We start from the raw sequence: 11383 nt of genomic DNA on the forward strand, positions 1-11383 counted from the left end.
ATTATACCCCCATTATTTCTTTAAATCTTTGGTGCCATAAATTAGAAGAAAATTTTTTCTCAAATAATTCAATGCTATTTCTCTGCCATATTTTATATATACCCAAAGAATCATTTATAGCATTTTTAAGATCATTATATAAATTTTCATAAAATTCTTTATTGGCTAAATATCTTTCAAAAAAGTCCCTATTATTCATTTTTACACAATTAACTATCTGCTGATTGTTAATAATCTCGGGCGTCAAAATAGGATGTTTTAGTAATTTCCCATTATAATCATTTATTACCATTTCGGGTACGGCATAATTATTTACTGCTATAATTCCCATCCCAAATGAAAGTGCTTCTAACAAAACAACACCAAACGATTCATAAAAAGAAGGGAGTATTAATATATCCATCTTAGGATAAATTTCACAAAATAATTTTTCGCGCGACTGAGTAGGTAAAAATATTATTCTTTTATCAAGCCTGTATTTATTTTTAATTACTTCATCGATATCTGAAATTAAAGTCAATCTAATACTATCATTCTTAATATCATGAAAGGCTTCTAAGAGTTCTATTACTCCTTTAAGTCGATAATTTAAACCTACAAAAATAAAGTTTATAATGGAGTCATTTCTAGTATTTCGTTGGTAATTTGACTCCATATAAGGATATAAAATTGAGATTTTCCCTAATAAGTTATTGTCAAATTCTTCTAGTAGATGATTTTTGCATGCTTCTGATAAGCAAACTATTTTATAAGCTTTATCAATTAATTTTTTTAGCTTGTTTTTGTTTTTATAAAAATTCCAATAAGAATAATAGGTTAAAACGTAAGGATTATCTAATTCTATAATAAAATTTTTATTACTGCATCGAGGAAATGCGCCCCACATATAAACTAAATCGGCATTATACGAGGAACTCCTATCCACATTTTGTTTATGAATTAATATATTACTTAAGTAATATATTATCTGCGATTTTAAATAAACAACTATCCGAGATAATTTGCTATTTTTTTTATTACTATTTTTACTATTTTTTGCACAAGGCAATAAATTGTTGACACGATTTAACACATTGCAATCTTGTTGTGCTGCTTTAATAGTATCTATCATTCTGGGCCGAGCATTATTTCTTAAGTTAAAATAGATTTTTTTCATTATGATGTTTTTAAAAATAATTTTAATAAGATTATATAATAAAGGAATTTTTACTATTTTATACTTTCATATATCTATTGCTTCTTGCTCAATAATATAATTAACAACCCAGCATTAACTGCTTGTGCTATAATACTCGTCAATGCGGCGGCGAACATGCCGAAGCGAGGAATTAAAATGAGATTAAGAACTAAATTAAGTATAGCACAAAAAGCGGTTAAAGCAAAATTAAGCCATTGTTTATTGTAAGCAATATAAAGATAGCTTAAATAAACTGAAGGAAAAGTGAAAACTACTATCCACCCCAAAAATTGCGCTAAACCAATTGAGGGCTGATATTGTTTTCCAACGAAAAATGGAAGAATTGGCGAAAAAATAAAAATTAGTAAAGCAATTAAAAATCCCAGACCAGTTAATCCAATTAAAGCCTTTTTTGTTATTTTTTTGATTTTTTCTTTGTCATTGATATTAGCAGCAAGATAAGGGAAAAGGGCGGTTATTATCAAAAATGGAAGAACATTAATCAAAAGAATACCCTTGGCAATCAAAGAATAATAACCAACTTCCTCTACTCCTCGCATCTTACCCAAAATAATTTGATCAGTGGAAAAGAAAATAAAATTAAGCAAGCCAAAAAGAGCAATTGGGAAACCATTAATTAATAATTTTTTTAATAATTCTTTATCAAATGTCGGTTTAAAATATGATTTGAAGTTTTTAATCACCAATAAAGCGGTTGCAAAACTAAGCAAAACGCCAATTAAATAACCAATACTTAAAGAAATAACATTGCGATTAATTAAAATTAAAAAGATGCTAAAAGCCATCACAAAAAATCCTTCAGCAAAAACAATTAAAAATTCTTTTTCCATCTTTTGAATGGCGCGCAAAAAAGCCACAAAAGTTTCTTTTATGTTAGAGACAAAAAGATAAAGCGAAAGCACTATAAAATTGAGACGAAAAGCGGGATTTTCGAATACAAAAAGACCAATTAAAGCCGCAATTAGACATATGCTTACGGTAATAATCCGAAACATAAAAGCGGCTTTTGTATAGCATTCTTTTTCTTCTATCTGCTGATAATCGCGAATTAGTAAAGTATTAACACCCCAATCAGCAAAAAGAAAAAAGAGGGTGGCAATTGATAAAATATAATTAAAAGTGCCAAAACCATTTGGTCCCAAAACACGAGCAGAAACTAAAACCAGAATCAATTTAAAAAAACGGCTCAGCGCTTGGCTCAATAAAAGCCAAAAACTATTTTTGAAAAAAGTTTGTTTGGGTGAAAGATTATTAAAAAGTAAGTTTTCTAAATCCATAAATTAAGAGTTTTTCGCTTTTTCTACCCTCTCCACATATTCGCCTGATTCTGTATTTACCCGAATAATATCGCCTTCATTAATAAATAATGGTGCGGCAATCTTGGCTCCTGTTTCAATGGTTACAATTTTAGTTCCCCCTTGAGCTGTATCACCTTTAATTCCTGGCGGTGCTTCCACAACCTTAAAATCCATTTTAATCGGCAATTCAATATTTATAATTTTTCCATTAAACTTAAAAGCTTCTATTGGTACGCCAGCTTTCAAAAAATTTTTATTTTCTCCCAAAACCGCTTCATCTAATTGAAATCTTTTAGAGCGGTCGCCTGCTTCACAGAACCAATATTCACCTCGATGATGATATAAAAATTCTACAGTTAAACGCTCCAATTCTGCCTCTTCAAATTCTTCTGAATGCTGAATGTTTCTATCAATTACTTTGCCGTTAATTAAATTTTTAAGCCGTGTTTGAAGCACGGGTTTTCTTTGTTGCATCTTCAAAAAATTAGCGCTCAAAACCTCATACGGCTCATCATCAATGATAATAATTGTTTTTGGTTTTAAATCATTAATTCCTAACATAATGAATTATCTTAAAAAAATATTCAGTTGCTGTCAATAAAAATTTAAATGTTTGTTATGTCGAAAATTTTTTGCTTGCTTTTTGCTCCTTTGATTAAATTAATACGGGAAGGTGCGATATTTAAAAATTCTGCTAATATTGTAATAACCGCCTCATTAGCTTTGTTTTCTTTAGCTGGCGCTGTAGTAAAAATTTCAAATTGATTATCAGCGATTTTTTTAATTTTATTTATGGAAGCATTGGGTTTAACTTTAACGCTAATTTTCATAAACAAACTATTTTTCGTCTTCTTTTCTTTCCTCTTTCTGACTCAATTTAGAAAGAGATTCACGTAAAGCTTTTTTCAATTCATCAACATTTACTTGTGCTTTTGGTTTTTCAGTTCCTTTTTTTTCTATTAATTTTTTGCCACTGCTTTCGAAAATATTCTTAACGATTTTGGTTTCTAAACGAAGGGGTTTTGTTGGTGGGATAATTTCGCCTTTTTCTACACCCTCTAAACAAACTTTGCAGAAAACTGGTCTTTTGCCATCAGGTTGAAAAGGCACTTCTGTCTGCGCGCCACACACCCAACAAAAATCCATATAAGTTTTTTTCTTTTTTTCTTTTTTAACTTCTACAACTTCCTGATTATTTTCCTCAGCGCCTTCCAACCATTCAGCGCTAATCTGCCTTTCAACTTCAATTCGTGGTTGACAATAAATCTTTCTTGTATTTTCAATAATTTGTTGCTTAAAACTAATTTCGGGTTTTATTCGCGGCGGCAAAGTAACTGCCGAAAAAGCTTTTGATGTTATTCCATCAATCATCAATTTGAGATAAATATTATATTTAGGCAAATTTACCAAGTCCGTTGCAGTGAATTCAGGCGCAAATTCTTTTTCTAACCATTCTGCATCTTCAGCGCCAACTCGAAAAACAACAAAAGTACCCACATTACCAAAAATGGCTTCTTTAACGGATTCGGGCAATTGCCCAATATACTGATGAGAAATAATCAAAGATAAATGATACTTGCGAGCTTCAGATAAAATATTAGTGAAAGATTCTGTAGCAAAAGTCTGAAATTCATCAACATACAAAAAGAAATCTGGACGTTCTTCTGGTGGCACATCGGCACGACTCATAGCCGCTTGTTGAATGCGCGTCACCATCATTGCGCCTAACAAAGCTGAATTGACTTCTCCAATGCGACCCTTGGATAAATTCACAATCAAAATTTTTCCCTCATCCATTATTTTCCTGATATTAAAAGATGATTTCGGCTGGCCAACGATATTTCTTACCAGGGGATTAGTAAGAAATTGGCCGACTTTATTTTGAATAGGAGCAATTGCTTCTACTTGAAATTTTTCATGATAACGCGCGAATTCATTAACCCAGAAATTTTTCACCACTGGATCTTTCAAACCGGAAACAATATAATCGCGATATTTTTTATCAGTTAATAAACGCATTATGCCCAAAAGCGTTGAATTGGGATATTCAAGAAGTGCCATCAAACAATTATTTAAGATATACTCCATTCTGGCGCTCCAAACATCTGGCCAGATTTTTTTAAAAATCTCCAAAATCCCGCTCGCTACCAAATGCCTCTGTTCCTCGCCTACTGATTCCAAAGGATTAAAAGCAATGGGATAATCAGTATCGTGCGGGCAAAAATAAATAACATCTTCAAGGCGCTTCTCTGGTATATGCTCAAGTAATTCTTCGGCTGATTCGCCATGAGGATCAATAAAGGCCAAACCAAAGCCTGATTCAATATCGGAAATAGCCATATTAGTCAGCATAACCGTTTTACCCATACCTGTCTTACCAATCGCATACATATGCTTTCGGCGGTCATCTAACTTAATACCAAATTTCACTTTTTGGTTTCGAAAATTCGTTTCAGCAAAAAAATTGATATTTTCCTCACTATATTTTGCCTTTGCCATATTTCTTTTTTATTGTACTTTAAAATAATGAAAAAGACAAATAGAATTTAAAATTATAAAAAAATGAAAAAGGGCCCAAAGGCCCCTTATTTTAAAATAATTAATAACTATTTGGTGGGTATTCTCCGCAGCTATCGGTATCACCACAGCATCCATCTTGATTGTCAGGAATGTCTTCTTCGCAGGAACTACCTACTTCATAATTTGATTTTATAAAAACAATTTTATCAATTGCATAGGATTCTAATTCTTCAAGGGTAATTATGTTCTCAGGCATTTTCTCACCTCCTTTCATTTAAATTAACATGCTACTATTATAGTAATTATTTAAAAAAATAAGTCAATAATCAATAAAAAAACATTTGCTCTTTGCATTTATCTTAAGGTAAAATAAAGATATATAAGAAATATATGAGAAAAAATAACAAAAAAGAGGGGTTTTATCTCAAATTTATCATTAATAAATGGGCTAATTTCTTCTTTTTTATTGATAATTTAGCTTTCCCCATTGATACAATGCATAAAGAGTATAACTCGCAGTGGTTAAATGAGTATGAATTAACAACAAAAGAAAAGACTGCTTTAGAAAAATATCGTCAATTTAAATACTTACTCTTTCGACAAGGCGGACGAAAATTATTTGATGATATAACAGCCATTTTCTATCAAAACACCAACTCAATAACAAAAAGAAAAAAAGAATTATCAAGTTTTTTAAATAAAAAACAAATCAATGATTTAGAAAAAATCTTTTTTGTTTTTAAAAAACGTTTTAATAAAATATGGAGAAAGAATTTGCCTATTTTAAGTAATAATTTACAAAACATCCAAATTCATTATCAAAAAAAAGAAAAAGATTTTTTATTGGCTTTTGAACTCATTAAAAACTTTTACCAAAATTCATCAGATAAATATTCGACTGAAATTTTTCTAATAATACGTCCTTTTGAGGGTTTTGTAGGTGGACGTGTTATTAGCAAATCACCCCACTCAAAAATATTAATCGAAAGCGGCAAAATTGGTAAAAAAAACAAAAAAATAATATGGAATCATTTCTGGTTACTATTATTGCATGAATTATGCCATCTTTTTTTCGAAACAGAAATTTTTCAACAAAAATTAAATGATTTTCTAAAAAACAAGGAGGAGTTGAAACAATTTTTAGTTACTTATCCATCAACAAAAACCGCCTATTGGGCAACACGACGTGTAATGCGCGAAATGATTATTAATAGCGTAGTCTTAAGCAGCAAAATAAAAAGAATTTTTGATAAAAATTATAGATTTAATAAAAAATTGGTTCTTTTGCGTATAAAAAATTGGTTAGAAAAAACCTCTTCAAATCCTAATGATTGGGGGGATATAATTCTTAAAGAAGGTGGGGTTTTTAAAGATTATATAATTATCAAAATAGATAAATATATAAATAAATATCTAGGAATAAAAGAATTGGACAATAAATTGTTAAATAAATTATATGAGATTCTCTATTATTTTCCTAAAAACTTATTGGAAGAGCTTTCCAAAAAATAAAAAGAGGAGTTAAAAATACTCCTCTTTTTTATTTAGCAAAAATTTTAGCATTTCTTTAGTGGCAATTTGAATATCCTCACATCTATAACTGGGTTTTCTCCAAAAATTATAGCCATATAACAATGCCTTATTAGCCGGGCAATCTCCTGCGCAACTATATCGAGCAAAACAATTTTTACATTGAGGTATACTATCTATTGTCAATTTTTTCAAAAAATTATATTTTTTACTATCAAATATAAATGATTTCTTGTCGAAATTAAAATCACCAAAATGAAAAACATCGCCCATACTCCCATTTTCAATCATTCTATGACAAGCAAAAATTCGATTATCATAAGTAACCATAAAATTTTTCCCTGCCACACCACAAAAAGAATATCTTCTGTCTTTGTCCAATTTTAAAACCGAAGTTCGTATTCTTGAATTAAATTTTCTACCAATTTCTACACTTTCCAAAAATTTTGTAAAAAAATCTCTTGGATTAGGTGAACTAGCAAAAAGACACTTTGAATCATTTACTGAAAAAACTGGCTCATACAATTGAAAACATCCAGGAAAATTATTAGCTAAAAAAGAAACGATATCCGGCAAGTATCTTACACTAAAAGCTGAAATAGTAATACGAAAACTTAATTTTTTAAAATCTTCTTCATAAATTCTTTTAGCATTCTCAAAAATTATATTAAAAGTTTTACCTCTCTGTTTATTGTGTATCCAAGCCGGACCATCTAAAGAAATTAGGATTTTATCTATATTTTTACAAAGCCATTCTGCTTTCTTCTTATCAAAAAATCCATTCGTTGTCATATTTATAATACCTCGAGTATTATTCTTTAAAATTTGGTCTCTTGCGTAAGTGGTTATTCTAACTAGAGTTTCCCACGCCAATGTTGGTTCTCCACCGAATAAATCAATTCTGACTTTAGAATATTTTTTTGATTGGGCATTTCTCAAAATATAATTTATAGCAGCATAAGCAGTTTCCAACGGAATTACTGCAGAATTTTTTTTATCAAATCCACCGTAATTCCCAAAACAATAAGTACAATTTAAATTGCAAGCATTTGTTAAGAGTAAAACTGCATTTGTAAAACAATAATCTGAATTTTCAAAATCAAAATGATTCCTCGCCTTGTCTTCAATAGCAACAAAATCAGGTATTTCCCTTGCTGATTTCGAATTAGCTACATAAAAAATTTCTGACAATTCAGGGATATAAATAATTATTTTTTCTCCATCGGGAATTTTAAAAACCCTTACAATTTCTTTATTGTCTTTATTATTCATAATTACCTCCTTTTTTTGATTTTTTAATTTTCTAAATATAGAATAGAATATATTTTTAATTTGTCAACTTATGAAATTATACCTTGTTTAATCTGATTTTTTATAGTAAAATCCATTATTGTATGCAGGAAATGGATAAAATTTATAATCATTTAGCAGTGGAGAAAAAAATTTATGAGAGCTGGGAAAAATCCGGCTATTTTAATCCAAATAAATTACCAACCAAAAGCAATAAAACTTTTACTATTATTATGCCACCGCCTAATGCTAATGGCGCGCTTCATTTAGGACATGCCTTAACAACAACCCTGGAAGATATAATGATTCGCTATAAAAGGATGCGCGGATTTAAAACACTCTGGCTACCTGGTGCTGACCATGCAGGTTTTGAAACGCAAGTAGTTTTTGAAAAGAAACTTGAAAAAGAAGGCTCCAGTCGCTTTGAAATTTTAAAACAAGAAGGTGGACGCGAAAAATTATATCAGATGATTTGGGATTTTACGCAAAGTAATAAAGTTAATATGGAAAATCAATTGCGACAATTAGGAGCTTCCTGTGATTGGTCTCGCGAAAAATTTACACTTGACCCATCAATTATTAAAGTAGTTTATGAAACATTTAAAAAACTTTATGAGGATGGCTTAATTTATAAAGCAAATCGCATCATTAATTGGTGTCCGAAACATCAAACAGCCCTTTCTGATTTAGAAATAGCCTGGGAAGAAAGAAAGGATAAACTTTACTATGTAAAATATTTCCTCGAAGATGACCCCTCGGAATTTCTAATTGTTGCAACAACACGACCAGAAACTATTCCCGCTGATATGGCTATTGCTGTACATCCGCATGATAAGAGATATAAAAATTGGATTGGGAAAAAACTAATAAATCCTCTAATTAAAAACCGAGGAAAATATGGTGATAGCATTGAAATTATTGCCGATGAACTAGTTGATAAAGATTTTGGCACTGGTGCCTTAAAAATTACACCAGCTCATGACCCTGTTGATTTTGAAATAGGCCTTAAACACAACCTGCCCCTTGATTACCAAATTATTGATTGGGATGGAAAGATGAATAATCTGGCTAATGAACTTAATGGTCTAAAACCAGAGCCAGCGAGAGAATTATCAATTAAAATTCTTGAAGAAAATAGCGCGTTAGAAAAAATTGAAGAATATTCCCACAAAGTCCCTCTTTGTTATAAATGCAAATCAGTTATTGAGCCATTACCACGCAAGCAATGGTTTTTGAGAATGACCACCCCACCTAAAAGCGGCAAAAAATCTTTGCGCGATTTAGCTGTAGAAGCCGTCAAAAGTGGAAAAATAAAATTTGTCACTAAACGCTTTGAAAAAATTTTTTATCATTGGATGAAAAATATTAAAGATTGGAATATCTCTCGCCAAATCGTTTGGGGTATTCCTATTCCTGTTTGGTACTGTAATGATTGTGGTACTGAAATTGTTCATATTGAGAAAAAACCTATTGTTCAATGTCCAAAATGTCATAGTAAAAATTTAACAAAAGAAAGTGATGTTTTTGATACGTGGTTCTCCTCGGGTCAATGGCCATTCGCTACTTTAGGTTATCCAAACAATTCGGATTTTAAAAAATTCTATCCAACCGACGTAATGGAGACAGGATGGGATATTCTTTTCTTCTGGGTAGCAAGAATGATTATGTTTGGTTTATACAGAACTGGGAAACCACCTTTTAATTATGTCTATCTTCATGGATTAATTCGCGATAAAGAACGCCAAAAAATGTCAAAATCAAAGGGCAATGTTATTGATCCTTTGGGCGTTGTTGATTTATATGGCGTTGATGCTTTAAGAATGGCTTTGGTTGTTGGCACGGCGCCTGGTAATGACCCGATTATTTCTGAAGAAAAAATCCGCGGTTATCGTAATTTTTCCAATAAAATTTGGAATGCTTCGCGATTTGTTTTAATGAATCTTTCTGATTACAATCCGAAGAGAAAAATTAGTTTAAGTACAAAAGATAAAAAAATATTAACGCAATTAGAAAAATTTGTTTTGGAAATAACAAAAGATATGGAAAACTTTCGTTTTCATCGCGCCTCAGAAAAACTCTATCAATATTTCTGGCATACTTTTGCTGATAAAATTATTGAACAAAGCAAGCCGCGACTTCAAAACCCAAAAGAACGCCCTCAAACGCAATATCTTCTTTTAACCATTCTCTCAACGCTTCTAAAAATGCTTCATCCTTTTATGCCTTTTATCACTGAAGCCGTTTATCAACAGCTGCCAAATAAAAATAAAAAGTTTATAATGATTGAAGAGTGGCCCTCGAAAATAAAATCTTAATATGCCCACTATCTTACATATTATTTTTCTTGTCAGTTTAGCTCTTTTGCCCAGCCTTATTTGGTTGGGTTATTATTTAAAAAGAGATGATCGCCCCGAACCGCGATATCGCCTAATAATAACTTTCTGCTGCGGAGTTTTGATAACTTTTTTTGCTGCTTTTGCTGAAGGACTCTTAGCTAAAACCTCTTCTTTTTTAAATAGCATTAACCTCTCAACAATTATTTTCTTTTTTGCTTTTCCATTTATTGAAGAGATTAGTAAATTTTTGGCTACTGTAATTAGTAATTTTAAAAATCGTTTTTTTGGCGACGAATATACCGATCCGATGGTTTATAGCATTACTGCGGCTTTGGGTTTCGCAGCCGCTGAAAATCTAAAAGTATGCCTATCTATCCTTGAAGAAAATGCTGTTGCCTTAAAAATGCCTCTGTTGGCTAATTTAACCATTCCATCATTAATTTTGAATACGCTTGTTATTACTATTTTTATTCGTTTTCTTTCGGCTGTTTTCCTTCACGCCAATGCTTCTTCAATTTATGGATATTTTTGGGGCATTGGTTTAATTCTAAAAAAAGACAAAAAAATGAAATTTTTAATGCTTACTTTTGGAATTATAATGGCCACTCTTTTGCATTCTTTTTATAATTATCTTATAATGAAAACGGGTGAGAATTTATATTTTGCTTTAATAGTCATTCTACTTTTAATTGTTACTAATTACATAATGAGTCGCGCTTTTAAACAATTAAAATCTTATCAACAATAATATGGCATTTAGATTTTTTAAAACCAAAGGTGAAGAGGAAGAAAAAAACATTACAATTAAAAATCATCTACGCCCCACCGAAGAAGAGGATGTTTTGGAGGGCGAAGGTCAATTAATGGTTGATGTTTATCAGACACCAACAGAAATTGTTATAAAATCGGCTGTGGCAGGAGTTAAACCAGAAGATATTGATATTTCCATCGTTAACGATATGATTACCATCAAAGGAAAGAGAGAGTTAGACGAGACAGTGAGGAGTGATGATTATTTTTATCAGGAATGCTATTGGGGTTCATTCAGCCGTTCAATCATTTTGCCCATTGAAATTGATGCGGATCGGGTCAATGCAAATTTAAAAAACGGGATTTTAACTATTCGCCTGCCAAAAATTGATAAAAATAAAGTTAAAAAGGTAAAAATTAAATCTGAATAAAAAATCTCCCCCAAAGGGGGAGATTTTTTA

11 protein-coding genes are annotated in these 11383 nt (G+C 30.9%); 4 read left to right on the forward strand and 7 right to left on the reverse strand.

Annotated elements, in window-relative coordinates; translation table 11 throughout:
- Position 1: 1 nt before the first annotated feature.
- The 6 genes from N2692_00110 to N2692_00135 form a co-directional block, all read right to left on the reverse strand.
- Positions 2-1156, reverse strand: a complete 1155-nt coding sequence (locus tag N2692_00110) for a glycosyltransferase family 4 protein (protein MCX8015711.1) — start codon at positions 1154-1156, stop codon at positions 2-4.
- A 74-nt stretch (positions 1157-1230) separates the two neighbouring features.
- Positions 1231-2475 (reverse strand): flippase, encoded by a 1245-nt coding sequence (locus N2692_00115; protein ID MCX8015712.1) that lies wholly within the window; start codon positions 2473-2475, stop codon positions 1231-1233.
- 3 nt (positions 2476-2478) lie between these two features.
- A complete protein-coding gene (locus N2692_00120) occupies positions 2479-3057 on the reverse strand; it encodes an elongation factor P (protein MCX8015713.1) in 579 nt (192 codons plus the stop codon).
- Positions 3058-3101: 44 nt separating this feature from the next.
- A complete protein-coding gene (locus tag N2692_00125) occupies positions 3102-3326 on the reverse strand; it encodes a DUF167 domain-containing protein (GenBank protein ID MCX8015714.1) in 225 nt (74 codons plus the stop codon).
- 7 nt (positions 3327-3333) lie between these two features.
- Complete coding sequence (locus N2692_00130) at positions 3334-4995, reverse strand: type IV secretion system DNA-binding domain-containing protein (protein MCX8015715.1); 1662 nt, start codon at positions 4993-4995, stop codon at positions 3334-3336.
- 100 nt (positions 4996-5095) lie between these two features.
- A complete protein-coding gene (locus N2692_00135; GenBank protein ID MCX8015716.1) occupies positions 5096-5290 on the reverse strand; it encodes a hypothetical protein in 195 nt (64 codons plus the stop codon).
- A gap of 116 nt (positions 5291-5406) precedes the next feature.
- Here N2692_00135 and N2692_00140 point away from each other — a divergent pair, with 116 nt between their 5' ends.
- Positions 5407-6528 carry a hypothetical protein gene (locus N2692_00140; GenBank protein ID MCX8015717.1) on the forward strand — a complete coding sequence of 374 codons (1122 nt, stop codon included), beginning with the start codon at positions 5407-5409 and terminating at the stop codon, positions 6526-6528.
- A gap of 9 nt (positions 6529-6537) precedes the next feature.
- Here the strand turns inward: N2692_00140 and N2692_00145 are convergent, their stop codons facing one another.
- Complete coding sequence (locus N2692_00145) at positions 6538-7818, reverse strand: radical SAM protein (GenBank protein MCX8015718.1); 1281 nt, start codon at positions 7816-7818, stop codon at positions 6538-6540.
- 122 nt (positions 7819-7940) lie between these two features.
- Here N2692_00145 and N2692_00150 point away from each other — a divergent pair, with 122 nt between their 5' ends.
- The 3 genes from N2692_00150 to N2692_00160 are packed head-to-tail and all read left to right on the forward strand — an operon-like array spanning position 7941 to position 11353.
- Complete coding sequence (locus N2692_00150) at positions 7941-10151, forward strand: valine--tRNA ligase (GenBank protein MCX8015719.1); 2211 nt, start codon at positions 7941-7943, stop codon at positions 10149-10151.
- 1 nt (position 10152) lies between these two features.
- Entirely contained in the window at positions 10153-10920 is a 768-nt protein-coding gene (locus N2692_00155) for a PrsW family intramembrane metalloprotease (protein ID MCX8015720.1), read from the forward strand.
- Between the two features lies 1 nt (position 10921).
- Positions 10922-11353 carry an Hsp20/alpha crystallin family protein gene (locus N2692_00160; GenBank protein MCX8015721.1) on the forward strand — a complete coding sequence of 144 codons (432 nt, stop codon included), beginning with the start codon at positions 10922-10924 and terminating at the stop codon, positions 11351-11353.
- The last annotated feature ends 30 nt before the right edge of the window (positions 11354-11383 follow it).

It is taken from the genome of Patescibacteria group bacterium (assembly GCA_026415775.1).
Classification (GTDB): Bacteria; Patescibacteriota; Minisyncoccia; order UBA6257; family JAAZHW01; genus SKW32.

Coding starts and splice junctions, on each gene's coding strand:
- N2692_00110 (MCX8015711.1), bottom strand. CDS start 1,156: ATGAAAAAAATCTATTTTAACTTAAGAAATAATGCTCGGCCCAGAATG.
- N2692_00115 (MCX8015712.1), bottom strand. CDS start 2,475: ATGGATTTAGAAAACTTACTTTTTAATAATCTTTCACCCAAACAAACT.
- N2692_00120 (MCX8015713.1), bottom strand. CDS start 3,057: ATGTTAGGAATTAATGATTTAAAACCAAAAACAATTATTATCATTGAT.
- N2692_00125 (MCX8015714.1), bottom strand. CDS start 3,326: ATGAAAATTAGCGTTAAAGTTAAACCCAATGCTTCCATAAATAAAATT.
- N2692_00130 (MCX8015715.1), bottom strand. CDS start 4,995: ATGGCAAAGGCAAAATATAGTGAGGAAAATATCAATTTTTTTGCTGAA.
- N2692_00135 (MCX8015716.1), bottom strand. CDS start 5,290: ATGAAAGGAGGTGAGAAAATGCCTGAGAACATAATTACCCTTGAAGAA.
- N2692_00140 (MCX8015717.1), top strand. CDS start 5,407: ATGAGAAAAAATAACAAAAAAGAGGGGTTTTATCTCAAATTTATCATT.
- N2692_00145 (MCX8015718.1), bottom strand. CDS start 7,818: ATGAATAATAAAGACAATAAAGAAATTGTAAGGGTTTTTAAAATTCCC.
- N2692_00150 (MCX8015719.1), top strand. CDS start 7,941: ATGCAGGAAATGGATAAAATTTATAATCATTTAGCAGTGGAGAAAAAA.
- N2692_00155 (MCX8015720.1), top strand. CDS start 10,153: ATGCCCACTATCTTACATATTATTTTTCTTGTCAGTTTAGCTCTTTTG.
- N2692_00160 (MCX8015721.1), top strand. CDS start 10,922: ATGGCATTTAGATTTTTTAAAACCAAAGGTGAAGAGGAAGAAAAAAAC.